Source organism: Polynucleobacter sp. KF022, assembly GCF_027924105.1.
Taxonomy (GTDB): domain Bacteria; phylum Pseudomonadota; class Gammaproteobacteria; order Burkholderiales; family Burkholderiaceae; genus Polynucleobacter.
Map to the genome: position 1 here is coordinate 204,463 of NZ_AP026972.1, position 24,162 is coordinate 228,624.

The window sequence follows — 24,162 nt, forward strand, 5'->3', positions numbered from 1 at the left end:
TAGTAAATATTTGTAATAAATAGCTTACCAAATACTAAATATTTCCCTATACTTAGTGCCTAATGCACTTCAAGACACTAGATGTAGTGTTTGAATCCAGCAATACCCCATTGTTTTTTAACGATATTTTGTCCAAATAACTATATATAGACGCAGGAGCAACATGACATACGCTAATCCACAAACAGCAGGCCAACCAACTGGTGCTAATAATCCAGGAATGAGTCCTGCAGGAGCTATTAACCAAGCTCCTTCTGCCGGTTTTGTTGCCGGTGGTGTTGGTGGTACTCAGGCAACCCAATTGTCTGATTACAAAATTATTCGCCGCAACGGATCAGTTGTTGCGTTTGAACCATCCAAAATTGCCATTGCTGTAACTAAGGCGTTTTTAGCAGTTAATGGCGGCCAGGGCGCCGCTTCTGCACGTGTGCGTGAACAAGTAGAGCAATTGACTCACTCTGTTGTGCGTGCATTGTTGCGTAGTCGTCCAAATGGCGGCACTTTCCACATTGAAGATATTCAAGACCAAGTTGAATTGGCTTTGATGCGTAGCGGCGAGCACAACGTTGCTCGCGCGTATGTTCTTTATCGTGAAAAGCGCAACCAAGAACGTGCTGCTCAGCAAGAAGTTTCGCAAGAAGCACAAACAGCTAATCAGGCTGGTGAGTCCGGCATTAAAGTGACTGATAACGGTGTTGAGAAGTGGCTGGATATGGCTGCTTTGCGTACCGTCATCGAAGCTGCCTGTGAGGGGTTAGGCACGCATATTGATGCCACCCCAATCATTACTGAAACCATTAAGAATTTGTACGATGGCGTGCCAATGGCGCAGGTGTATGACTCTGCGATTTTGGCTTCACGTACTTTGATTGAAAAAGATCCTGCGTATAGCCAAGTAACAGCGCGCATCTTGATGCATGTGATTCGTAAAGAAATTTTTGGCAAGGAAGTATTACAAGGTGATACTCAAGCTGAGTACGGCACCTATTTCGCTAAGTACATCAACGAAGGTATTTCTGCGGAGTTATTGGACCCACGCATGCGTGAGTTCGACTTGCCACGCTTGGCTGCAGCCTTGAATGCGAGTCGTGACTTGCAGTTCAATTACCTTGGTTTGCAAACTTTGTATGACCGCTATTTCTTGCATATTGAAGAGCGTCGCATTGAAATGCCACAGGCATTCTTTATGCGCGTTGCAATGGGCTTGGCTTTGAATGAGATGGATCGTGAACGTCGTGCTATCGAGTTCTATGAAATCCTCTCTACTTTTGATTTCATGTCCAGCACGCCAACATTGTTCAATTCAGCCACAACCCGTCCACAGCTCTCAAGCTGCTACTTGACGACTGTGGATGATGACCTTGATGGCATCTACGAAGCATTGAAAGAAAATGCTTTGTTATCTAAGTTTGCTGGCGGCTTGGGTAACGACTGGACCAATGTTCGTGCATTGGGTAGTCATATCAAGGGCACTAACGGTAAGTCACAAGGTGTCGTGCCATTCTTGAAAGTGGTGAATGACACTGCTGTTGCTGTCAACCAAGGTGGTAAGCGTAAGGGCGCGGTTTGCGCCTACTTGGAAACATGGCATTTAGATATTGAAGAGTTCTTGGAGTTGCGCAAGAACACCGGTGATGATCGTCGTCGTACACATGATATGAACACCTCTAACTGGATTCCAGACTTGTTCATGAAGCGTGTGATGGAAGGTGGCGATTGGACATTGTTCTCACCATCCAATACCCCTGACTTACATGACAAATTTGGTAGAGCCTTTGAAGAAGCTTATGTTGCTTATGAGCAAAAAGCAGACCGTGGCGAATTGAAGCCATTCCGCCGTATTCCGGCGCAGCAATTGTGGCGCAAGATGCTTGGCATGTTGTTTGAAACTGGCCACCCATGGATCACTTTCAAAGACCCTTGCAACATCCGTAGCCCACAGCAGCATATTGGTGTGGTGCACTCTTCTAACCTCTGTACTGAGATCACCCTCAATACCAACGAGACTGAGATTGCGGTTTGTAACTTGGGTTCTGTGAACTTAACTGCTCACATGACTACCGATGCCAATGGCAAGATGATTTTGGATCACGAGAAGCTCCAAAGAACCGTACGCACTGCAATGCGTATGCTGGATAACGTGATTGATATCAACTACTACGCAGTTGCTAAGGCTCGTAACTCAAACTTAAAGCACCGTCCAGTTGGTATGGGCATCATGGGTTTCCAGGATTGCTTGCATATGCAGCGCATTCCTTACGCTAGCGATGAGGCTGTGAAGTTTGCAGATTCTTCTATGGAAGCGGTTTGCTACTACGCTTATCAAGCATCCAATGAGTTGGCTGAAGAACGTGGCGTTTACAGCACCTACAAAGGCTCCTTATGGGATCGCGGCATCCTCCCGCAGGATTCAGTAGCAATGTTGGCGGCTGAGCGCGGCGGCTACGTAGAAGTAGACAACTCCTCCACTATGGACTGGAGTGGTTTGCGTGCACGTATTAAGCAACACGGTATGCGTAACTCGAATTGCGTGGCAATTGCGCCAACTGCAACGATTTCAAACATCATTGGTGTTTCCGCTTGTATCGAGCCTACATTCCAGAACTTGTTTGTGAAATCTAATCTTTCTGGCGAATTCACAGTGGTTAACGAGTACTTGGTGCGTGATTTGAAGGATCGCGGCCTCTGGGATGAAGTCATGATTGCCGATTTGAAGTACTTTGATGGCACTTTGTCTAAGATCGATCGTATTCCTCAGGATTTACGCGATTTATATGCAACAGCGTTTGAAGTTGAGCCAACTTGGTTGGTTGAAGCGGCTTCACGTCGTCAAAAATGGATTGACCAAGCGCAGTCATTGAATATCTACATGGCCGGTGCTTCTGGCAAGAAACTGGACGACACCTATAAGTTGGCTTGGTTGCGCGGCTTGAAGACTACTTATTACCTCCGCACTATGGCTGCAACCCACGTTGAGAAATCAACTGTTGCTAGTGGCCAGTTGAACTCAGTTTCTAGTGGCGGCGGTGTCAACGGTACTGATGCAGCTGCTGCCGGTGGAGTCGAAGCTGATGGTCCAGTTTGCACAATGCGCCCAGGCGACGCTGGTTTCGAAGAATGTGAAGCATGCCAATAAGCCATTCGCTTATTGGTCATAAATAGAAGAATTAGGAGAAAGTTATGTTGAATTGGGAAGAGGAAGTTGCTCCAGCACTAGCGAAAGCTGGTCTTGCACCGCAGCCGGTTGCAGTGGAGCCACAACGTCCACAGCCAGATCAAGTGGCAATGGCACCACAAGCTGCAGCACCTGCGCCAGTAGCGGCCGCTAATACATCTGGCGGCGCAGCCTTGCGTGTAAATGCTGCCGATAAGCGCGTGATTAATGCTAAGACTGACGTAAATCAGTTAGTTCCATTTAAGTACAAATGGGCTTGGGAGAAGTATTTGGCAGGTTGTGCAAACCACTGGATGCCACAAGAGATCAATATGAACCGCGATATTGCGCTTTGGAAAGATCCAAATGGTCTGACCGAAGATGAGCGTCGCATTATTAAGCGCAACCTTGGTTTCTTTACGACTGCTGATTCTTTGGCTGCAAACAACATTGTTTTGGGTACATATCGCCACATTACTGCCCCAGAATGCCGCCAATACCTATTGCGCCAGGCTTTTGAAGAGGCAATTCATACCCACGCGTACCAATATATTGTGGAATCTTTGGGCTTAGATCAGTCTGAAATCTTTAATGCGTACAACGAGATTGAGTCAATTCGTGCCAAAGATGAGTTCTTGATTCCTTATATTGATGTGCTTACCAACCCAAATTTCAAGACTGGCACGCTTGAAGCTGACCAAACTTTGCTCCGATCACTAATTGTTTTTGCTTGTGTGATGGAAGGTTTGTTCTTTTATGTTGGTTTTACGCAAATACTTGCAATGGGTCGTCAAAACAAAATGACGGGTGCTGCTGAGCAGTATCAATACATCCTTCGCGATGAGTCTATGCACTGCAATTTTGGTATCGATTTGATTAACCAAATCAAGCTGGAGAACCCGCAGTTATGGACTTCCGCGTTCAAAGACGAGATCAAATCGATCTTCGAAAAAGCGGTCGAATTAGAGTACCGTTATGCCGAAGATACTATGCCTCGCGGAGTGCTCGGATTGAATGCTCCGATGTTCAAAGGGTACCTAAGATACATTTGTAATCGCAGATGTTTGCAAATAGGACTTGACGCGATGTTCCCAAATGAAGAGAATCCATTTCCATGGATGTCAGAAATGATTGATCTGAAAAAAGAACGAAACTTTTTTGAGACACGCGTTATTGAGTATCAAACCGGTGGTGCGCTTAGTTGGGAGTAGTTGGGCAAGCATTAAAGCGCACAACTGGCTAAATAGGAGATTAGACGGTTGGATAGTTTTAGAAGTCAGCAAAACCAGACTCAAATCCGAAAACCCTTGCTCAAGGGTGCCTGGGCTACTCTCTCTATTTTTTCCAGCACATTTAAGAAGCCGTTGTCCTTCGGGGCCACGGCTTTTTTTCCAGGATTCATTAGCGTGCAGCACTTAGCATCAAGCCGCGCGCCGATGAATGGCTCGCTCGTCAGATCCAAAAGGTTGCAAAACCAGGCGGAAATGAGTGGTCGGGTCTTCTTAATGTAGTTTGTACTAATCCTCACGTGAAGGAGCAATACTATGGCAACTGCCAAGAAAAAACCTGCTGCAAAGAAACCAGCTGCTAAGAAAAAAGTAGCTGCAAAGAAACCAGCTGCTAAAAAAGTAGCTAAAAAGAAGCCTGCTGCTAAGAAAAAAGTAGCTGCTAAGAAGCCTGCTGCTAAAAAAGTAGCTAAAAAGCGTCCTGCTGCTAAAAAAGCTGCTGCTAAAAAGCCAGCTGCTAAAAAAGTAGCTAAAAAGCGTCCTGCTGCTAAGAAAAAAGCTGCGGCTAAAAAGCCTGCTGCTAAAAAAGCTGCAAAAAAGGTTGCTAAAAAGCGCGTAGCAAAAAAAAAGTAAGTAAGCCTGCTGCGAAGAAAGCGGGCTCTGCTGTAAAAAAGCCCGCGGCTAAGAAAGCTGCACCAGCGACTAGTGCGTTGAATCCTGCCGCTGCTTGGCCCTTCCCAACTGGCACACGTCCTTAATTGGACGGGTGTTACTAGAAGGGGTCTCTCACGAGACCCCTTTTTTTATTTCCTAAATTTGGATGACTCGGGCTGGAGTCGGAGAGGTCCTTAGAAGCTGAACCCAAAAGCCGTTTTAAATTGCTCGGCGATCTGATCTTTGCTGAGTTGGTGATTTTGTGGTCCTTGATGGGTAATTTTGATTGAACCCATGAGGCTGGCTAGGCGACCGGTAGTTTCCCAATCCATGCCATTTTCCAATCCAAACAGTAAACCACCCCGGAATGCGTCACCACAACCAGTTGGATCAACCACTTTCGCTGCTGGTACAGGTGGAATGGCAATGCATTTGCCTTCAAAGTAGATGTCGGCACCTTCAGCACCCTTGGTAACGATGAGCGCTTTAACGCGTTCAGCTACTTTTGCCAAACTTAAACCCGTTCTTTGAGAAAGCATTTCCCCCTCATAGTCGTTTACGGCAAGGTAGCTCGCGATGTCAACGAGCTCTAGAAGCTCTGGACCATTAAACATTGGTAAGCCTTGGCCTGGATCAAAAATAAATGGAATATTGGCATCAGCCAACTGATGGCAATGCTCCCACATACCTTGGCGACCATCGGGGGCAACAATTCCTAATTTAGCCTCACCTTTAGCGTTCTTACTGCGCTCAGCTATTACAGCAGACACTTGGTTGAGGTGTGACTCGCCCATTGCTCCTGGATGAAAAGCCGTAATCTGATTATTGGCCTGATCGGTTGTGATCATTGCTTGTGCGGTAAAAGCATTCTGGATCTGGCGAATATGGCTGGCATCAATTTGCAGCTGTTCAAGACGTGTCATATATGGAGCAGCATCTCCTCCAACGGTCGCCATGATGATGGGGTCGCCACCCAAAAGGTTCAGGTTATAGGCAATATTGCCAGCACAACCACCAAATTCTCGACGCATTGTTGGAACCAGGAAGGCTACGTTCAGGATGTGAATTTGCTCAGGCAGAATCTGATCGGCAAATTTGCCTACAAAGTTCATGATGGTGTCGTAGGCAATAGAGCCACAGATCAAGCTAGCCATAAATTACTTTCTTTATAGAAATAGGAGGTAAAGGTGATGTTAATCAATGGATTTAAGGGTAAAGCACCCGCACGCGATAGCCTGCAGCATTGGGTGGCAAGTTGATTGGTAATTCAATCTGTAATAGCTCACCTGAGGGAATACCTTTTTTCAAAACGTCTGGGTGCGTGTCTTGCCAAGTTTGAGGAATCCACTCTTGCGGAGAAAATTGCAGTGATTTGATTTCAGATTCTTCTGCATCTGTCAGAGTAATTTCTAAATTTGGCGGTAAAGCAGCAATCGCAAGACGATTTTGTATTTCAACTTGCAATAGAGATTGATTTGCGGGGCTTTTAAGGCCTTCTCGCACGTTTTCTGGTAAAAGTGCAGCCGAAGTTATTTTCCAGGCTGCAAAATCGCTTACAGCGCGATCTAGACATCCTAGTGCGCTACAAAGTTTTGCATCAATGCGCTGTAAAACTTGGAATGCGTTTACAGAAATCGCATTAGATGTTCCATCCACGCGTGGAGCGATTGCAGGAAGTAATGCATTTCTTGAGAGATGCTCTCCAAAAACAAGTAAGAGCACCAAGAAAACAGCGTAAAGGGCTAACTTAAAACTTTTTTTTTGAGCAGGTGCAACAAAAGCAGTATCTGTGCCGCTCTGTTTATCTTTGTTTAGGGTGCCATGTAGGCAAACCCAACCTTCACTCTCTTTCCAGACTGAGAGTTTGAGCCATTGACTGTATGTGGCAATTACCTCCTCAGCTTGGCGGGCAAGAACTCCCGATAAAACTATGCTGCCGCCCACTTTCATCTTATTAACGAGTGCGGGCGCAAGAACTTGAAGAGGGTTGGCCAAAATATTAGCCATCACGATGTCGTATTTGGTCTCAGCGGCGAGTTCAACCGCACCTTCGTTTGGCAGCACAAAGCGAATAGTGGTGTGATTAATCTCAGCATTGCTGCGAGCCGCAACCATAGCTTGGGGGTCGATATCAGTACCGATGACGGGATTGCAACCCAGCTTTGCCGCAGCAATTGCCAAAATTCCAGAGCCACAACCGTAATCCAAGAGGCTTTGGTTTTGTAAATTACCTTGTTGTTCAAGCCAAAGTAGGCATAAATGCGTAGTGGGATGACTGCCTGTGCCAAAGGCAAGTCCGGGATCAACGGCGAGACAAATCGCATTCGGATCACTTGGTGCATCGTGCCATGAAGGTACTACCCAAATGCGTTCACCAATCTGAATGGGGGCAAATTGACTTTGCGTGAGTCTGACCCAGTCTTGTTCTTCAACCGTTTTTTCTTGAGGAGGCGCTAACTGGAAGCCGGCCTCTTTAAGGGATTCCAGCAACTCAGGAATAAAAATTGCGGAACCCGATGCATCAATATCGGGATTAAAGAGAGCGGTTACAGCGGATCGATCCCAGGCTTGTACTTCTGGAGAAAGTCCCGGCTCACCATAGAGAGGATTTTCATCGTATCCGCCAGCGGCGTCGTCTTCAACAGTGACTGATAGGGCGCCCAATTCCAAAAGCGCATCACCCAGAGGTTCTGCGATTTCAGCTGCTACCGTGAATACCAGCTCACGATAAGACATCAGGCGCCTGCATTAATTAAGATTTACCGCGACTTGCAGCTTGCTCTTCTAAGCGATGCTCCAAGTAATGAATGCTGGTGCCGCCTTCAATGAAGTTGGGATCAAGCATCAGTTCACGATGAAGTGGCACGTTGGTTGTAATTCCATCGATCACCATTTCGGACAAAGCAATTTGCATACGACGAATGGCTTGCTCGCGAGTATTGCCGTAAGAAATGAGTTTGCCAATCATGGAGTCGTAATTGGAGGGCACCACATAACCGCTATAAGCATGTGAGTCGACGCGAATGCCAGGACCGCCCGGCATATGGAAAGAACCAATCTTGCCTGGGCTTGGAGTGAATTTGAATGGATCTTCAGCATTTAAGCGGCACTCAATGGCATGTCCACGGAAAACGATATCTTTCTGGCGATAACTGAGTTTTAGGCCAGCAGCAATACGAATCTGCTCTTGAACAATGTCCACGCCCGTAATCATTTCAGTAACCGGGTGCTCTACTTGAACACGGGTATTCATCTCAATGAAGAAGAACTCACCGTTTTCATAAAGAAATTCGAATGTGCCTGCGCCGCGGTAACCAATCTTGCGACAAGCTTCTGCGCAACGCTCACCAATTTTGGCGATTAGACGGCGATCAATGCCGGGTGCCGGAGCTTCCTCAATCACTTTTTGGTGACGACGCTGCATGGAGCAATCGCGTTCACCCAGCCAAATCGCGTTGCCATGGGTATCAGCCAGAATTTGAATCTCTACGTGTCGAGGTTTTTCTAAAAACTTCTCCATATAGACTTCTGGGTTGCCAAAGGCGCGACCAGCTTCTTCGCGAGTCATATTCACCGCATTGATTAAGTGCGCTTCAGTGTGAACCACGCGCATACCGCGTCCACCACCACCACCAGCCGCTTTAATAATGACTGGGTAACCTACTTTTTTTGCTGCTGCAACGATCTCTTTTGGATTATCAGGAAGAGCACCTTCAGATCCGGGAACGCAAGGCACACCCGCTTTAATCATGGCGCGTTTAGCAGAAACCTTGTCGCCCATTAAACGAATAGATGCTGCCGTAGGTCCGATAAAGGCAAAGCCAGATTTCTCAACACGTTCTGCAAAGTCAGCGTTTTCGGAAAGGAAGCCATATCCAGGGTGAATTGCCTCTGCATCGGTTACCTCTGCTGCAGAAATAATCGCTGGCATATTGAGATAGCTTAGCGGAGACGGCGCTGGTCCAATGCACACCGCTTCATCAGCGAGCCTCACATATTTGGCTTCTTTATCTGCGGTTGAATACACCACCACAGTTTTAATTCCCAACTCGCGGCATGCGCGTTGGATGCGGAGAGCAATTTCTCCCCGATTGGCAATCAGAATCTTATCGAACATGTCGGCTCTGAGTTAAGTAACGGTGAATTGGAATGGATCTAAGTTGATCTATTAGGCGATGATGAAAAGAGGTTGGTCAAATTCAACACCTTGACCGTTTTCACACAGAATTTCTTTGATCACACCTGCTTTTTCAGACTCAATTTCATTGAGCAACTTCATTGCTTCAATAATGCAAAGGGTTTGACCTACTTTGACGGTATCGCCAATGCTGACGAAGTTTGGAGACTCTGGATTTGGTGCTCGATAGAAAGTACCCACCATTGGAGACTTCGCAACAAAACCAGTTTCAGTAGCGGGAGCTTCAACAGCCGCTACTGGGGCAGGAGAATTAGGAACTGGGGCAGCCTGAAGAGAGGGTGCTGGTGCCGGATTGGCATAAACCATTTGGCCAGCAGGAGCTGGAGATCCGGCGTTGACGATGCGAACGCGATCTTCGCCTTCATTTACTTCTAACTCAGAAATACCTGATTCAGAGACTAAGTCGATCAAGGTTTTTAGTTTTCTCAGATCCATACGAGTGCTTCCTCTCTTGTAATTCTTTAAATAGATTTACTTCTTTAGACGTGTAATAGCTGCTTGGAGCGCCAATTCATAACCAATCGCGCCAAGTCCACAAATCACTCCCGTCGCGATATCGGATAGGTAGGAGTGCTTACGGAATTCTTCACGTTGGTGAATATTGGATAAATGAATTTCGATAAATGGGATGGCTACACCCGCTAGAACATCCCGAAGAGCAACGCTAGTGTGGGTAAATGCACCTGGGTTGATGATGATGAAATCAACCCCATCTACCTTTGCTTTTTGAATGCGATCAATTAACTCACCTTCATGATTGCTTTGATAGGTCTCCAAATCAACAGACTGAGCTTTGGCTAACTCTCCCAGCTTTTGATGAATGTCTTCCAGAGTTGTTTTGCCGTAAACATCGGGTTCACGGGTGCCTAATAGGTTTAGGTTTGGGCCCTGAATTACGAGAATTGAAGCTTTTTTCGACATAGATCCCTGTTTTTAGAGGCAGTTAAGCGTTAATTGACGGTTTAGGCTTTGATGCCTGTAGGCAACTTCATGCTCGATTGCTTATGACAAGAAGTATACCTTCATAAGATAGATGGAAGGCCAAAAAATTGCTTCAAAAATAGGAATTTTCTAAACTTTTAAATGCAGATATTGAAAAATAATGAATACATTGCCTAAAATTTAGGCGAAGGCAGATCAAAAATGAATCGTTAAAATTACCTAAAATTCATCATAAAGCTGTTTTAATTGCACTTCTGAGCTCATCTTCGCTTATTTTCCCTAATTTACTGTAACTTGACTTGCCTTTGGCATTAATGATGATGGTGTAGGGAAGGGCGCCTTGAGAATTGCCCATTTGCTTTGAAAGGGTGCTGCCTTGCAAGCCACCAATCATGATGGGGTAGCTAACTGGGGTTTTTTCGAGAAATTCACGAATGTTAGAGGGAGAATCGATACCGATGCCGACAAATAAGACATTTTGCTGCAAGAATTCTTGCTGAAGCTTGTCTAAAGTGGGCATTTCTTCAACGCAAGGAGGGCACCAGGAGGCCCAAAAGTTCACTACCAGAACTTTTCCTTGCCATTCTTGGGTATTGGCAGATTTTCCATTCGGAGTTTGCCAGGGGTTTTCAAAAAAAGCTTTTACGGCTGGATCGCTAGCCAACCCAGTTTTATAAATCCATTGTGAGGTCAGCACCCCTCCAGTAAGCGCTATGAGGCCTGTTAGGGCAATCATGATCCATTGTCTGCGGTTCACTGCAACTCCTTCGCTAAAATTCGTTAATGCATATACATATCTTGGGCATTTGCGGTACTTTCATGGGCGGCATTGCCGCAATCGCCAGGCAGGCTGGACACCGCGTTACAGGCTGCGATGCCAACGTATATCCACCAATGAGTACGCAGCTTGAAGCACAAGGCATCGAACTGATTGAGGGATTCTCACCCGAGCAATTATCTCAGTTTGAGACCATGCCTGATTTATTCGTGATTGGCAATGTGGTTTCACGCGGCAATCCGTTAATGGAGGCAATTCTGAATCAAGGTCTGCCCTATATTTCTGGTCCGCAGTGGTTGGGTGAGCAAGTTTTATATGGCAGACATGTTTTAGCTGTTGCTGGCACACATGGCAAGACGACTACTTCGGCGATGCTGACTTGGATTTTAGAATTTAACGGCTATAAACCTGGATATCTCATTGGCGGCGTGCCTTTGAACTTCACGGTATCTGCGCGTTTGGGTGAAAGTAAATATTTTGTAATCGAGGCAGATGAATATGACACTGCATTCTTTGATAAGCGCAGTAAGTTTGTTCACTACCGCCCACGCACCGCCCTATTAAATAATTTGGAATTTGATCACGCTGATATTTTTGCTGACCTTGCTGCAATCGAAACCCAGTTTCACCATTTAGTACGTACCGTACCTGGCGATGGTTTATTGGTAGTAAATGGTGAAGAGCCAGCATTAGCAAGTGTGATTACACGGGGTGCTTGGGCCCCTGTAGAGCTCTTTGGCCAAGAACTTACAAATGAATGGTCCTTAATTTCTCAGGAGGCTGACGGATTTATTGTTCGCAAGTCCGGTAAGGAAGTAGCTACAGTAAAGTGGGCGCCTGATTCTGGGGTGATGGGTCGACACAATCAACTGAATGCGCTTGCTGCGATTGCTTCCGCTAATCACATTGGAATTACTCCAGCGGGTTCTGCGCGCGCCTTGTCTGAGTTTAAGAATGTGAAGCGCCGCCTAGAAACAATTGGCGTTGCAAATAACGTTACGGTCTACGACGATTTTGCACATCATCCAACAGCAATCACCACAACTGTGGATGGTCTTCGTCGGCGCGTTGGCATATCTCGCATACTAGCGGTATTGGAACCACGCTCCAATACGATGAAGCTTGGTGTGATGAAAGCTCAACTTCCTGGCAGTCTTGTGGCTGCAGATAAAGTTTTTGCTTATGGCGCACACTCAGGGAAAGAATCATTAGGTTGGGATTTATCCGAGGTCTTATCCCCGCTGAACCAACAGGAACAGGGTAAAGCACAGGCTTTCGATGATCTTGAGGCTTTAGTGAAAGCAGTTGCCCAAGTAGCAAGGCCAGGGGATCATATTTTGGTTATGAGTAATGGCGGATTTGGCGGCGTGCATCAAAAAATATTAAAAGCCATTTTGGCACAGTAAGAAAATACAGAAAGCAAAAAATGGGCGATAGATTAAAAGACAAAGTAGCCATCATCACCGGTGCCGCTAAAGGCATTGGGTTCGCTACTGCCCAGCGTTTTTCGGACGAGGGTGCAAAAGTCATCATCACCGATATCAACCAAGAGGCTGTCAATGGTGCGGCCAAACAAGTGGCCAATGCTGAAGGCTACGCAATGAATGTGACTGATCGCGCAAGCATTCAGGCGGTAGTGGATCAGGTAATGCAAAAACATGGGCGTATTGATATCTTGATTAATAACGCTGGCATCACTCAAGATGCGCGCTTAATTAAGATGACCGAGGCACAGTTTGATACGGTAATTGATGTCAATTTAAAGGGTGTATTTAATTGCACTCAGCTGATTGTTCCGCACATGCTCGAGGCTGGCTCCGGCGCAGTAGTGAATGCATCTAGTGTCGTGGGTCTCTGCGGTAATTTTGGCCAAACCAATTACTCGGCTACAAAATTTGGCGTCATTGGTTTTACAAAAACTTGGGCGCGCGAATTAGGCTCTAAAGGTATTCGAGTCAATGCAGTATGTCCTGGTTTTATCGCCACCGAAATGGTGAAAGCTATGCCAGAAAATATTTTGCAGGATATTGAGAGGCGCAGCTGGTTGGGCCGTCTAGGCACTCCTACAGAAATGGCGAATGTGTATTTGTTCCTAGCTAGCGATGAGGCAAGCTATGTCAATGGTGTGGCATTAGAGGCTAGCGGCGGGATCTCGCTCTAAGCATGAATCTTTTATATGAAGAGGGTGGCGATATTAAGATCGCTACAGTTCAGTCTGCATCTGGTGCGGGAGATGCAGAGTCTTGGCAGGCTACCAGCCTTTCAGGTAAAAAAATCAAACTCAAAGCCAAAGAGGTATGGCTGCGCTTTGAAAAGCCAGAAGCACAAGCTGCTATAGATGAGGCCAACACACTCAGTGCCGATATTGATTTGCAGTTACTTTGGGATTGTGCGCCTGATGAAGAGTTTGGTTTGGTAGATGTGGCTCAGGAGTACTTTGGATCACAAGTTAGTGTGCCGCAGCAAGTGGCATTAGCCATTGCTTTGCAGGGAGCCCCCGTTTTCTTTCGTCGCAAAGGACGTGGCCGCTTTCAGAGGGCGCCACTAGAGCAGCTGCAGGCTGGACTGGCCGCTTTAGAGCGTAAGCAAAAAGAGCTTGAGCAGCAATCGGTCTGGCAGCGGGAACTGGTTGATGGAACTTTCCCTGAAACGCTCAAGTCTTCAGCCAAGCAATTACTTTTTTCTCCCGATAAAAATACGTCTGCGTACAAGGCGCTTATTGCTGCTTGTACCGAGACCGGTGAATCTCCAGCTCAATTGATGATTCGTTGTGGCGCAATTGATTCACCCTTGGCTTATCACCAGGGAATGTTTCTTAAAGCGCATTTTCCAAATGGTGCGAATCACAATCCAGCTATTGGGGTTGATCAAGCAGCATATGCATCTGCTATAGCTGAGCTGCCAGTCGCTCAAGTGCAGGCATTTTCAATCGATGATTCCGGTACCACTGAGATTGATGATGCTCTATCAGTCACGCCAATTGAGGGCGGTCATAGGGTGGGCATTCATATTGCGGCTCCAGGATTAGCGATTACTAAAGATGACCCATTGGATCAAGTCGCTCGCAATCGAATGTCAACAGTGTATTTCCCTGGCGACAAAATTACGATGTTGCCTGATTCGGTCATTGAGCAATTCTCATTGGATGAGGGCATGCCAAGACCTGCTTTATCAATCTATGTAGATATTGATGCTCAAGGAGTGGTGAATCGCGAGACCTTGCAGATGCGATCTGAAATGGTCCCAATGGCAGCTAATTTACGCTTAGAGGATATCGAGCATCTTGTGAGTGAAGAAAGTTTGGCGGATGAGTCTGCAAGCTATCCTTATCGCAAAGAATTAGCTATCTTGTGGCGGGCTGCTAAGCATCTTCATGCTGGACGCCAAGAAAAGCGAGTAGCAAATGGTTTGCGGGCTGAACAATTAGGGCTTATTGACCCCAATGCTTTAGCTAGAGATTTTCATTTCCTAATCCAAGAAGTGGATGGAGTTCAGCGTGTAGATATCCTACCGCGTCAACGTGGGTCTATTTTGGACACTATTGTTGCTGAATGGATGATTTTCTGTAACAGCGCTTCTGGTCAGCTTCTGGCAGATCACGGTCTTCCTGGCTTATTTAGAACCCAGAAGGGTTGGGGTCCATTGCGTACTCGCATGCAGACCACTCCTGGACCGCATGAAGGATTGGGCCTGGACTATTACGCTTGGTGTACTTCGCCTTTGCGCCGGTATTCTGATTTAGTCAATCAATGGCAATTAATTGCACTTGCGAAGCATGGCGTCGCCGCCAAAATGGTTGCGCCATTTCCGCCGCGTGATGCAACCCTGATGGGAATTGCGGCTGACTTCGAATCTTGTTACCAGGCTTATGGTGAGTTCCAGGACCGACTAGAGAAATATTGGTGTTTGCGTTGGGTTGTGCAAGACGGCGAATCAAAGACAGTGCATGTTCGTCATTTGAAGGAGGGTATGTCTCGCCTGGAGTTGGTGCCACTGCACTTGCCTATTCCTGAATTAGCAACCCACCCCCGCATGATTCGAGCAGAAGTGGTCATTGCTGACGTAGATTTATTGCAACTGAGCGCAGGCGTTCGTGTTTTAGAGATTGAAGCAAAGGCAGAATCCCCTGAAAAGGAATCGGCTGACCAGGCCGCAGATTCTGGGTCAGGAGCATCAGACAATTTAGAAGAAGATGCTAGCCCAAATTAAATCCTTTGAGATTCCATGCCCTGAGAAACTGGGCAAAGTCTTGCATTACCTTGGCCGCACGTGGAATCGCTACCCGTTTCGTTTTGCCTTATGTGCCTCGCTTCTGATTCACATTGTGTTCTTATCCTTTCGCTGGGGTGTTGGGGAAATTCAGAATCGCCGACTCAATACTCCCCTGAGCGTGGTTTTGGTTAATGCCAGCAATAAAACGCCTCCTCCAAAAGCTAGCAAATTAGCTCAAGCTGATTTACAGGGCGGTGGCAAAACAGAGAGTCAAGAAGCAACAGCGCTACATCGCGCTCGATTGGGCGCTGAAGCAAGACTTGAAGTTTTGGAGAAACAGCAAAAGCAAATGCTGGCAAAGTTAGATGAACAGCGCAATCGATCTGGCGGTCGCAAGAGTGGGGATGAGCAAAAAATTACTCCCCAACTAAATTCTTTAGAGGCTGAGCTAGCCAAGCGACTCCAGTCAGACGGCAGGGAACCAAGGCGCAAAGTCTTAACTGGTGCCAATACAAAGGCAGTGAGCTTTGCGCATTATTACGATGCCATGCGCCAAAAAATTGAAGCCTATGGCAGTGCTTTTTTCCCCAGGGCGAATGGGCGCCCCTTATATGGCAGCCTAGTGATCGTGGTGAGTGTGGATAACCAGGGAAGGATCACTTCAAATGCTCAGGGTAAAGATGGGCTCTCAATTGGCCGCAGCTCCGGTAATCCTGAGTTAGATCGCCAAGCCCTCGCCATCGTCAGAGCTTCTGCCCCATTTGGCCCTTTTCCTTCAGAAATGCGTAATCAAATCGATGTATTGGATTGGATCTCGACTTTTGAGTTCACGCGGGATGGGGTAGATCGTTTAGAGCTACGCCATTAAAGCAATTTAACTAACTTTATAAATTCGCTTATTCTGTAATCATTATGAGTTCCGTAAATACCACCCCTTTGCATACAGACCCAAGCCTCTTTGCTGGCGTAGATGTCTATGCTGTAGCTGGTAATCCGATTGTTCATAGCAAGTCTCCAGTAATCCATCAACGTTTTGCGGAGCAAGCAAAACAACGAATGCACTATGGGCGTCTACAACCCGAGTTGGAGGCTTTTGCAGAAGTAGCCAAAGCGTTTTTTTCTGCGGGTGGCAAGGGAATGAACGTCACCGTACCATTCAAACTTGATGCACAAAATTTAGCTGATGTATTGACGCCCCGCGCGCAATTGGCAGGCGCGGTCAATACCTTGTGGAAAACAGAGGGCAAAATTTTTGGTGACAATACTGATGGCGCCGGTCTCGTGCGCGATCTTTTAGCGCAAGGCATTGCATTACATAGCGCCCGCATTTTGTTGATTGGCGCTGGTGGAGCTGCGCGCGGCGTGATTGGTCCTTTGTTGGAGCAAGCTCCTAAAGCTGTCATCATTGCAAACCGCTCCAGTGCTAAAGCAGATGAATTGGTTAAGTTATTTGCTGATCTAGCCGCCTCTAAGGAAGTGGCTTTAGAGTCGCGAACATTGGCTGATTTAGAGGATCCTGCAAAAACACAGTATCCATTTGATTTGGTAATTAATGCCACTGCTGCTGGCCTCACGGATGAGTCCCCCTTAAGTTCAATGGCAGTGAGCAATATTTTTGTACCCAGTTCTTTTGCTTATGACATGGTCTATGGCAAAACCACTGTCTTTATGCAGCAAGCTCTTCAACGTGGTGCCCGAGTCAGTGATGGGCTTGGGATGTTAGTCGAGCAGGCGGCTGATGCATTCTTGCTATGGCGAGGTGCGCAGTTGGCAGCCTCTATTGATCCTCGCGTAGTGTTGGCAGAGTTACGTAGTTAAATTATTCTGATGCGCTGGCTTCTTTATCCAGTGAAGTGTTTGCTAGCGGGGCTTATTGCTATGCAAATCTTTTTTGCCCTGCAGATTACTTTGTGGACTGTTTTAGATCCGAGTAGCACTGCATTCCAGAGGGCAGAGCGTTGGCGCCTATGTTCATGGCATTGGAGTTGCTCAGTGCAATCCCAGTGGGCGCCTTATGACAAGATCTCCAATAATCTCAAGCGCGCAGTACTAGTCAGTGAAGACGATATCTTCTTTCAGCATAAAGGAGTGCGGGTAGAGGATATGCAAAAAGCTTGGCAGAAGAATCAACAGCAAAATCAGCAAAAAACCCAAGCAGGTAATAAATCAAAAACAGCTTTGCGAGGTGGTTCAACCATTACGCAGCAGTTGGCAAAGAATTTATTCCTTTCCTCGGAGCAAAACTATTTACGCAAAGGACAAGAGCTCATCATTACGGGGCTTTTAGAGTTAATACTCTCTAAACAGAGATTGTTTGAGATTTATCTCAATTCTGTTGAGTGGGGTGAGGGTGTTTTTGGAGTTGGTGCTGCCTCTAAACACTATTTTGCTATTTCGCCAGCAGTTTTAGACCGAGAGCAGGCCGCGGCTCTAGCTTCTGCCTTGCCTGCGCCAAAGTGTTTTGATAAACAGCAGTATTGCCGTCGAGGAAGTATTAACTACTCTGCTCGCCAAGAATTTATCTTGGAGAATATGGACCGAGTAGCTCTGGCGCCTTATCCAAAGAAATAAGGGCGCTTAGTTTTCTTGGCTATTTATTTGCTGCAGCTCTGAGAGCATCGCGCGTACTCAGGGCAACTGCCCTGGCAGCTTCTGCAAAATCACTTCCAGAGCTGGCGTACAGAATGGCTCGGGAAGAGTTGATGATCATGCCAGTTCCTGGCTTGCCTACAATCCTTCCGGCGCCGACTGTAGCGTCTATATCGCCGCCTTGTGCACCTATACCTGGGATCAACAAAGGCATCTCACCAACAATGGCTCGTACTTTGGCAATTTCCTCTGGGAAGGTGGCTCCGACGACTAGGCTAATCTGACCGGACGAATTCCATTGCTGTGCAGCGAGTTTAGCTACATGCAAATACAGCGGTTCACCATTAGGGGCAATATTCAGAAACTGCAAATCTGACCCGCCAGGATTTGAGGTCCGGCACAAGACGATGACTCCTTTGCCGGCATGCTTCAGGTAGGGCTCGATCGTGTCAAAGCCCATATAGGGGTTCACAGTTACCGCATCTGCGCCATAGCGATCAAAGGCCTCTAGTGCGTAATGATCTGCTGTACTGCCGATATCCCCACGCTTGGAGTCTAGGATTACAGGGATATGAGGATATTTATCTTTGAGGTGTTTAACGAGTTTTTCTAGTTGTGCCTCAGCTCTTTGGGAGGCAAAGTAGGCAAACTGGGGTTTAAAGGCACAGGCTAAATCTGCAGTCGCATCGGCGATTTCACGGCAGAACTCATAGATGGCTTCTGGATTCCCTTGTAGGGATGGGGGTAAGCGCTTAGGATCTGGGTCAAAACCAACGCACAGCATGCTGCCTTGGGAAGCCCATGCAGACTGGAGTTGCTGGTTAAAGGTATTTGAGCGAGAGTTCATTGGATTTAGCTTATTTTAGTGAAACTGTCATGTTCTATAGGATAAACTAGCGCACATTCCTTAGGAGTTCACCATGATCAACTTGTTCGTCCTGCAAAATGGCCGCCTCTCTCAAGAGCAAGTCGAAGATCGCAATGAATTGTTGCAATATGCCAATCCTATCTGGATTGACGTGGTTGATCCAGAAGAAGAGGAATTAATCTGGATTAAAGAGGCGTTTGGCGTACTCTTGCCCGAGTTGGATGACTTGGGTGACTTAGAAGCCTCTGCACGTTACTTTGAAGCAGATGATGGCCACCTCCATATTCGGACTGATTTCTTATTGGATGAAGAAGAAACTTCTCGCAACGTTCGAGTCGCCTTCGTTCTTACCAAGCAAGTATTGTTCTCGATTCATGATGAAGATTTGCCAGTATTCCGCTTGGTTCGCCTGCGTGCACGTTTGCGTCCTGGATCAGTGAGTAATGCAAAAGATGTATTGCTAGATTTATATTCAACTGATGCCGAGTATTCTGCTGATGCTTTGGAAGAAGTTTATGAAAATCTAGAGCAAGCAGGTAAACGAGTATTGCAAGACGACATTAATGATGCGGATGCAGAACAAGTTCTCGAGACAATTGCAAAAGAGGAAGATACCAACGGACGTATTCGTCGTAACGTGATGGATACCCGCAGAGCCTTATCTTTCCTGATGCGCAGCAAGCTACTCTCTGATGAGCAGCAAGAGGAAGCGCGTCAAATTTTGCGCGACATTGACTCCCTAGAAAACCATACTGCTTTCTTGTTCGACAAGATTAACTTCTTGATGGATGCAACCGTCGGTTTCATTAATTTGAACCAATCCAAAATTATCAAGATCTTCTCGGTGGTATCTGTAGCCTTAATGCCGCCAACCTTACTTGCCAGTATCTGGGGTATGAACTACAAGCACATGCCGGAATTAGATGCAACTTGGGGTTACCCAATGGCAATTGGTGCGATGCTAGTTTCGGCAATCATTCCTCTGTGGTATTTCCACAGTAAAGGCTGGATGAAGTAATCAGCAGTTTGGGGGTTTTAACTTCTGAGTAAGGCGATTAACTCAGCCAGTGCAAACTCGGATGCTTGCTCTCTCACCATTTGACGATCACCGTCAAAGCGCATGGTTTTGGTCAGAGTTTGATTTGCTGTAGCCCAGCCAAACCAAACCGTTCCAACTGGTTTTTCGAGCGTGCCACCAGATGGCCCTGCTACTCCGGTGATGGAGATCGCCACATTGCTCCCCGAATTAATTCTGGCGCCCTCTGCCATGGCCTTGGCTACGGCTTCACTGACTGCCCCATGTGCCTCTATGACCTCTGCTGGCACCCCAAGGCATTCAGTTTTAGCTTCGTTGCTATAGGTAATGTAGCCACGTTCAAACCATTCGCTTGATCCCGCCAATTCAGTTAAGGTGGCACAGACTAGTCCGCCAGTACATGACTCGGCTAGCGATACCGTCCAGTTTCTGGAAAGCAAAATTTCAGCTAATGTTTTGGTGAGGTCAGCAGTGTTCATTATTGAATTAAAAACTGTAGCAAAGCAATGACAAGTAGCGTACAAAAGGCAGCCGCAAGATCATCAATCACAATACCAAAACCACGCCAAGTAATTTGTAAGAAGCTGGAGGATTGACTACTATCACCTGCCGAATGTTTGAAGTGACGATCAATTATTCCAATGGGGCCAGGTTTCATTGCATCGAAATAACGGAATAGTGCAAATGCAAGAATCTGCATCCAAATATTCGTTGGCATGATGAAAATGAGGACTAGCCAAAAGGCAACAATCTCATCCCATACAATTCCGCCAAAATCTTTTTTACCAAGCTCTTCGCTGACATGTCCGCAGATCCAGCAGCCAAGCAAGATGCCGCCACCAATAATCCAGAGAAAGTCTTCAGTGCTTAGAAAATATTCTCCGACTAGAAAGGCTGCCCAGGCCCAAAGCGTACCGGCAGTGCCTGGTGCTACCGGGCTGAGCCCGCTGCCAAAGCCAAATGCAATGGTTCGACTAGCAGTTTGAAATACCCACTTAAACGTTGGCTTTACTTCTGAGGAATGATGAATATTCGTCATGATGCAAAGTGATCAAATGAATTTAAAAATGGCGCAGCTTCAACGTCACTCAAAAGGGTGCAGGAATCATCTAATAAATCTACTTTTACCTCGACATCTTTTTTTGAAACTATTTTGCCAATGATAGTGAGAGGTAATCCGATCGATTTACTGATGGCTTGAATATTCTCGCGCTGACTTGATGGAGCAGTGAAGCAGATTTCATAATCATCACCACCGCATGCGGCGAATTGATTTTGAATACTCACATTTTGTTTTTGTAGTGTGGCCGATTTTGGTAATTGATCCAACTGAATTTCTGCATCAACTTGTGACTGCTTCAAAATGTGACGTAAGTCGCCAAGAAGACCATCGGATACATCCAAAGCGGCGCTTGCAATATTTCTGAGTTGCATACCCAATTCAATTCTGGGTGTGGGGTTGTGCATGCGGCACTCTATTTTCTGTAAATCCTCGGCAGGCAGGATAATTTCATGACGCAGTGCAGCAAGAGTGAGTCTGGCATCGCCAACAGTTCCAGAAACCCAGATGTCATCACCAGCTTTTGCACCTGATCTGCGAATGGCTTTTCCAGTGGGAATTGAGCCAAAGGCGGTAATAGAGATCGTAAGTGGTCCAGCAGTAGTGTCCCCGCCAATAAGGGGGCAGGAATACTCTTTAGCGATGGCAAAAAGACCCTTAGAAAATGCCTCCAGCCATGCGTGGTCTACTGTTGGGAGGGCAATGGCCAGCGTAAACCCAGTAGGCTTTGCGCCCATGGCGGCGAGGTCTGAGAGGTTGACTGCTAGGGCTTTGCGGCCTAATTGCTCGGGAGTGGCGCCTACAAAAAAATGCCTACCTTCAACGAGCATGTCGCTAGTAATGGCAATTTCCTCGTCCCCTCGCGGTTGGATCAGCGCGCAGTCATCGCCGATTCCTAGGATGACTGCCTGGTCTACATTTGTGCGCAATGAGTCCGAACCCGTTTTAAAAAAACGTTCGATCAGATCAAATTCCCCAAAGGGTTTGGAATGAGAGGACATACCCCATTTTATGGTGGTTATGTGGTCTGCGCCCGGGAGGAATAGAATTAAGCTCTTAACAGTCTTAGATAAAACAAAGATAAGACGAAATTTAGCGAGCTAGTGAATGAGCAAAGAAAATAATAAAGAGCAACAAATTGCGGCCTTAAGAGAGGCGGCCCTCCAGTACCACGAGTTTCCTACTCCGGGCAAAATTGAAATTGCCCCCACAAAACAACTAACCAACCAACGAGATCTAGCCTTGGCATACACGCCAGGTGTTGCCGCTCCTTGCGAAGAGATCGTTAAAGACCCTGCGAATGCATTCAAGTACACAGCACGTGGAAATTTAGTGGGTGTGATCACGAACGGTACTGCTGTTTTGGGTTTAGGCAATATTGGACCATTAGCAAGTAAGCCAGTGATGGAAGGTAAAGCAGTTCTCTTTAAGAAATTTGCTGGCATTGATGTTTTCGATATCGAAGTCAATGAAAACGATCCAGACAAATTAGTGGAAATTATTGCGGCATTAGAGCCAACATTTGGCGGCATTAATTTAGAAGATATTAAAGCGCCTGACTGTTTCGTAGTAGAGCGAAAGTTGCAAGCGCGCATGAAGATCCCGGTCTTCCATGACGACCAGCATGGTACGGCGATTGTGGTTGCAGCCGCTATTCTCAATGGCTTGAAGGTGGTTGGCAAAAAAGTAGAGGATGTAAAACTCGTTACCTCTGGAGCAGGTGCAGCAGCATTAGCTTGTTTAGATTTACTAGTTGATCTTGGTATTCAACGCAAAAATATCTGGGTAACGGACTTGGCTGGCGTTGCTTACAAAGGTCGAAAAGAGCTGATGGATCCAGAGAAGGAGCCATTCTGCCAAGACACTGATTTACGCACACTCGATCAAGCAATTGAAGGTGCCGATATTTTCTTGGGCCTTTCTGCTGGCGGTGTTCTGAAACAAGACATGGTGAAGAAGATGGCGCCTAAGCCATTGGTATATGCCTTGGCTAATCCAACCCCAGAAATCTTGCCTGAAGAAGTCAAAGCAGTTCGTCCGGATGCGGTGATGGCGACTGGTCGCACTGACTATCCTAACCAAGTGAATAACGTACTGTGTTTTCCATTCATCTTCCGCGGGGCGTTAGATGTTGGTGCAACGACCATTACCCGCGGCATGGAAGTCGCAGCAGTAAAGGCTGTAGCTGAGTTGGCCCAGGCTGAGCAGAGTGAAGTGGTTGCTTCCGTTTACGGCATTGAGAACCTTTCTTTTGGCGCGGAGTATTTGATTCCAAAACCATTTGATCCGCGTTTGATTACTGTAATTGCACCAGCCGTTGCTAAAGCTGCAATGGATGATGGCGTAGCTTCGCGTCCGATCAAAGATTTCGATGCCTATCGCAATCAGTTGCAACAATTTGTGTACCACTCTGGTACTTTGATGAAACCACTCTTTAGCATCGCTAAACGTGTACCTGCAAATCAAAAACGGATTGTCTTTGCAGAGGGCGAAGATGAGCGCGTATTACGTGCTGTACAGATCATTATTGATGAACACTTGGCAACTCCAATTTTGATTGGTCGTCCTGCGGTTATTGAACATCGCATTGGGAAGTTTGGTCTTCGCATGAAGGCTGGCGATGACTTTGAGATAGTAAATCCAGAAAACGATCCACGTTACCGTGATTTCTGGCAAACCTACCTTGGCCTTACAGAACGTAAGGGCGTCACAGAGTCTTTCGCCAAGCTAGAGATGCGCCGCCGTAATAGTTTGATTGGTTCCATCATGATCATTAAAGGCATGGCTGATGGCATGATTTGTGGAACGGTAGGTAATTCTGCAACGCATCTGAAATATGTAGATGAGGTGGTTGGTCGTGAAGCTGGTGCGAATGTTTATGGTGCGATGTCTGGTTTGATTTTGCCTGGCCGCCAAGTATTTTTGCTTGATACCCATATCAACATTGATCCAACTGCTTGTGAATTAACTGAGCTCACTTTGATGGCTGCAAGTGAAATGCGTAAGCTGGGTCTCGTACCAAAAGTAGCGCTACTTTCCCATTCCAACTTTGGTTCAAGCAACGCGCCATCCGCAGTCAAAATGCGCGAAGTATTGGCAATGATTCAAAAAGCAGATCCAACCTTGGAAGTTGATGGTGAAATGCACGGCGATAGCGCTTTGGATGCAACGATTCGGGCGGGTGCGGTAACTTCATCACCATTGAAGGGTGATGCGAATCTTTTAGTTCTGCCAAATATTGATGCGGCGAATATTTCTTACAACTTGCTTAAAACAGCAGCAGGTAATGGGATTGCAATTGGCCCATTACTTTTAGGTGTTGCTAAGCCGATTCATATTTTGACTCCGGCAGCTACAGTTCGCCGTATTGTGAATGTGACAACTTTGGCGGTTGTGGAAGCTGCAAGCAACGCAAGAGGTATTTCTTAAGCTGTATAAGTACTAT

General features: G+C 46.6%; 21 protein-coding genes and 1 pseudogene. 11 read left to right on the top strand and 11 right to left on the bottom strand.

Annotated elements, in window-relative coordinates:
• The first annotated feature begins 163 nt into the window (after positions 1–163).
• The 3 genes from PKF022_RS01120 (at position 164) to PKF022_RS01130 (ending at position 5,013) form a co-directional block, all read left to right on the top strand.
• On the top strand, positions 164–3,136 hold the full coding sequence (locus tag PKF022_RS01120) for a ribonucleoside-diphosphate reductase subunit alpha (protein ID WP_281776864.1): 2,973 nt from the start codon (positions 164–166) through the stop codon (positions 3,134–3,136).
• 44 nt (positions 3,137–3,180) lie between these two features.
• The gene (locus PKF022_RS01125; protein WP_281776865.1) at positions 3,181–4,365 is read left to right on the top strand and encodes a ribonucleotide-diphosphate reductase subunit beta; all 1,185 of its coding nucleotides are present in this window, start codon (positions 3,181–3,183) and stop codon (positions 4,363–4,365) included.
• 333 nt (positions 4,366–4,698) lie between these two features.
• Positions 4,699–5,013: a hypothetical protein gene (locus tag PKF022_RS01130; protein ID WP_255532790.1), complete on the top strand. Its 315-nt coding sequence runs from the start codon at positions 4,699–4,701 to the stop codon at positions 5,011–5,013.
• Positions 5,014–5,228: 215 nt separating this feature from the next.
• Here PKF022_RS01130 and PKF022_RS01135 read toward each other — a convergent pair whose 3' ends face one another.
• The 7 genes and pseudogenes from PKF022_RS01135 to PKF022_RS01165 form a co-directional block, all read right to left on the bottom strand.
• Complete coding sequence (locus tag PKF022_RS01135; protein ID WP_281776866.1) at positions 5,229–6,188, bottom strand: carbohydrate kinase family protein; 960 nt, start codon at positions 6,186–6,188, stop codon at positions 5,229–5,231.
• 52 nt (positions 6,189–6,240) lie between these two features.
• The gene (locus PKF022_RS01140; RefSeq protein ID WP_281777448.1) at positions 6,241–6,756 is read right to left on the bottom strand and encodes a DUF3426 domain-containing protein; all 516 of its coding nucleotides are present in this window, start codon (positions 6,754–6,756) and stop codon (positions 6,241–6,243) included.
• A gap of 93 nt (positions 6,757–6,849) precedes the next feature.
• Positions 6,850–7,770, bottom strand: a pseudogene (gene prmA / locus PKF022_RS01145) (50S ribosomal protein L11 methyltransferase); the annotation flags it as partial.
• 16 nt (positions 7,771–7,786) lie between these two features.
• Complete coding sequence (gene accC, locus PKF022_RS01150) at positions 7,787–9,151, bottom strand: acetyl-CoA carboxylase biotin carboxylase subunit (RefSeq protein WP_281776867.1); 1,365 nt, start codon at positions 9,149–9,151, stop codon at positions 7,787–7,789.
• 51 nt (positions 9,152–9,202) lie between these two features.
• Positions 9,203–9,667, bottom strand: a complete 465-nt coding sequence (accB, locus tag PKF022_RS01155) for an acetyl-CoA carboxylase biotin carboxyl carrier protein (RefSeq protein ID WP_216231225.1) — start codon at positions 9,665–9,667, stop codon at positions 9,203–9,205.
• Between the two features lie 36 nt (positions 9,668–9,703).
• The gene (gene aroQ, locus PKF022_RS01160; protein ID WP_281776868.1) at positions 9,704–10,153 is read right to left on the bottom strand and encodes a type II 3-dehydroquinate dehydratase; all 450 of its coding nucleotides are present in this window, start codon (positions 10,151–10,153) and stop codon (positions 9,704–9,706) included.
• Positions 10,154–10,403: 250 nt separating this feature from the next.
• Positions 10,404–10,931, bottom strand: a complete 528-nt coding sequence (locus PKF022_RS01165; RefSeq protein WP_281776869.1) for a TlpA disulfide reductase family protein — start codon at positions 10,929–10,931, stop codon at positions 10,404–10,406.
• A 26-nt stretch (positions 10,932–10,957) separates the two neighbouring features.
• Between PKF022_RS01165 and mpl the strand changes: the two genes are divergently transcribed.
• The 6 genes from mpl to mtgA are packed head-to-tail and all read left to right on the top strand — an operon-like array spanning position 10,958 to position 17,735.
• The gene (gene mpl / locus PKF022_RS01170; RefSeq protein ID WP_281776870.1) at positions 10,958–12,358 is read left to right on the top strand and encodes a UDP-N-acetylmuramate:L-alanyl-gamma-D-glutamyl-meso-diaminopimelate ligase; all 1,401 of its coding nucleotides are present in this window, start codon (positions 10,958–10,960) and stop codon (positions 12,356–12,358) included.
• 20 nt (positions 12,359–12,378) lie between these two features.
• Positions 12,379–13,113, top strand: a complete 735-nt coding sequence (gene fabG, locus PKF022_RS01175; protein WP_281776871.1) for a 3-oxoacyl-ACP reductase FabG — start codon at positions 12,379–12,381, stop codon at positions 13,111–13,113.
• A 2-nt stretch (positions 13,114–13,115) separates the two neighbouring features.
• Entirely contained in the window at positions 13,116–15,161 is a 2,046-nt protein-coding gene (locus PKF022_RS01180) for an RNB domain-containing ribonuclease (protein WP_281776872.1), read from the top strand.
• Positions 15,145–16,032: a TonB family protein gene (locus PKF022_RS01185; RefSeq protein ID WP_281776873.1), complete on the top strand. Its 888-nt coding sequence runs from the start codon at positions 15,145–15,147 to the stop codon at positions 16,030–16,032. Before PKF022_RS01180 ends, PKF022_RS01185 begins: the two co-directional genes overlap by 17 nt.
• Before the next feature lie 44 nt (positions 16,033–16,076).
• Positions 16,077–16,982 carry a shikimate dehydrogenase gene (aroE, locus tag PKF022_RS01190; RefSeq protein ID WP_281776874.1) on the top strand — a complete coding sequence of 302 codons (906 nt, stop codon included), beginning with the start codon at positions 16,077–16,079 and terminating at the stop codon, positions 16,980–16,982.
• Between the two features lie 9 nt (positions 16,983–16,991).
• Positions 16,992–17,735 carry a monofunctional biosynthetic peptidoglycan transglycosylase gene (gene mtgA / locus PKF022_RS01195; protein ID WP_281776875.1) on the top strand — a complete coding sequence of 248 codons (744 nt, stop codon included), beginning with the start codon at positions 16,992–16,994 and terminating at the stop codon, positions 17,733–17,735.
• A gap of 19 nt (positions 17,736–17,754) precedes the next feature.
• On the opposite strand, the gene pyrF is transcribed toward mtgA, so the two are convergent.
• The gene (gene pyrF, locus PKF022_RS01200) at positions 17,755–18,600 is read right to left on the bottom strand and encodes an orotidine-5'-phosphate decarboxylase (protein WP_281776876.1); all 846 of its coding nucleotides are present in this window, start codon (positions 18,598–18,600) and stop codon (positions 17,755–17,757) included.
• A 73-nt stretch (positions 18,601–18,673) separates the two neighbouring features.
• On the opposite strand from pyrF, the gene corA reads away from it, so the two are divergent.
• Complete coding sequence (gene corA, locus PKF022_RS01205) at positions 18,674–19,639, top strand: magnesium/cobalt transporter CorA (RefSeq protein ID WP_068320396.1); 966 nt, start codon at positions 18,674–18,676, stop codon at positions 19,637–19,639.
• 17 nt (positions 19,640–19,656) lie between these two features.
• Here the strand turns inward: corA and PKF022_RS01210 are convergent, their stop codons facing one another.
• Genes PKF022_RS01210 through thiL form a run of 3 tightly spaced genes read right to left on the bottom strand, consistent with a single transcriptional unit; the run spans position 19,657 to position 21,718 of the window.
• Complete coding sequence (locus PKF022_RS01210) at positions 19,657–20,136, bottom strand: CinA family protein (RefSeq protein ID WP_281776877.1); 480 nt, start codon at positions 20,134–20,136, stop codon at positions 19,657–19,659.
• Positions 20,136–20,696, bottom strand: coding sequence for a phosphatidylglycerophosphatase A (locus tag PKF022_RS01215; RefSeq protein ID WP_281776878.1), 561 nt, complete (start codon positions 20,694–20,696; stop codon positions 20,136–20,138). Before PKF022_RS01215 ends, PKF022_RS01210 begins: the two co-directional genes overlap by 1 nt.
• Entirely contained in the window at positions 20,693–21,718 is a 1,026-nt protein-coding gene (thiL, locus tag PKF022_RS01220) for a thiamine-phosphate kinase (RefSeq protein WP_281776879.1), read from the bottom strand. Before thiL ends, PKF022_RS01215 begins: the two co-directional genes overlap by 4 nt.
• Before the next feature lie 106 nt (positions 21,719–21,824).
• Between thiL and PKF022_RS01225 the strand changes: the two genes are divergently transcribed.
• Positions 21,825–24,146, top strand: a complete 2,322-nt coding sequence (locus PKF022_RS01225) for an NADP-dependent malic enzyme (RefSeq protein WP_216231238.1) — start codon at positions 21,825–21,827, stop codon at positions 24,144–24,146.
• The last annotated feature ends 16 nt before the right edge of the window (positions 24,147–24,162 follow it).

Coding starts and splice junctions, on each gene's coding strand:
- PKF022_RS01120 (WP_281776864.1), top strand. CDS start 164: ATGACATACGCTAATCCACAAACAGCAGGCCAACCAACTGGTGCTAAT.
- PKF022_RS01125 (WP_281776865.1), top strand. CDS start 3,181: ATGTTGAATTGGGAAGAGGAAGTTGCTCCAGCACTAGCGAAAGCTGGT.
- PKF022_RS01130 (WP_255532790.1), top strand. CDS start 4,699: ATGGCAACTGCCAAGAAAAAACCTGCTGCAAAGAAACCAGCTGCTAAG.
- PKF022_RS01135 (WP_281776866.1), bottom strand. CDS start 6,188: ATGGCTAGCTTGATCTGTGGCTCTATTGCCTACGACACCATCATGAAC.
- accC (WP_281776867.1), bottom strand. CDS start 9,151: ATGTTCGATAAGATTCTGATTGCCAATCGGGGAGAAATTGCTCTCCGC.
- accB (WP_216231225.1), bottom strand. CDS start 9,667: ATGGATCTGAGAAAACTAAAAACCTTGATCGACTTAGTCTCTGAATCA.
- aroQ (WP_281776868.1), bottom strand. CDS start 10,153: ATGTCGAAAAAAGCTTCAATTCTCGTAATTCAGGGCCCAAACCTAAAC.
- mpl (WP_281776870.1), top strand. CDS start 10,958: ATGCATATACATATCTTGGGCATTTGCGGTACTTTCATGGGCGGCATT.
- fabG (WP_281776871.1), top strand. CDS start 12,379: ATGGGCGATAGATTAAAAGACAAAGTAGCCATCATCACCGGTGCCGCT.
- PKF022_RS01180 (WP_281776872.1), top strand. CDS start 13,116: ATGAATCTTTTATATGAAGAGGGTGGCGATATTAAGATCGCTACAGTT.
- PKF022_RS01185 (WP_281776873.1), top strand. CDS start 15,145: ATGCTAGCCCAAATTAAATCCTTTGAGATTCCATGCCCTGAGAAACTG.
- aroE (WP_281776874.1), top strand. CDS start 16,077: ATGAGTTCCGTAAATACCACCCCTTTGCATACAGACCCAAGCCTCTTT.
- mtgA (WP_281776875.1), top strand. CDS start 16,992: ATGCGCTGGCTTCTTTATCCAGTGAAGTGTTTGCTAGCGGGGCTTATT.
- pyrF (WP_281776876.1), bottom strand. CDS start 18,600: ATGAACTCTCGCTCAAATACCTTTAACCAGCAACTCCAGTCTGCATGG.
- corA (WP_068320396.1), top strand. CDS start 18,674: ATGATCAACTTGTTCGTCCTGCAAAATGGCCGCCTCTCTCAAGAGCAA.
- PKF022_RS01210 (WP_281776877.1), bottom strand. CDS start 20,136: ATGAACACTGCTGACCTCACCAAAACATTAGCTGAAATTTTGCTTTCC.
- PKF022_RS01215 (WP_281776878.1), bottom strand. CDS start 20,696: ATGACGAATATTCATCATTCCTCAGAAGTAAAGCCAACGTTTAAGTGG.
- thiL (WP_281776879.1), bottom strand. CDS start 21,718: ATGTCCTCTCATTCCAAACCCTTTGGGGAATTTGATCTGATCGAACGT.
- PKF022_RS01225 (WP_216231238.1), top strand. CDS start 21,825: ATGAGCAAAGAAAATAATAAAGAGCAACAAATTGCGGCCTTAAGAGAG.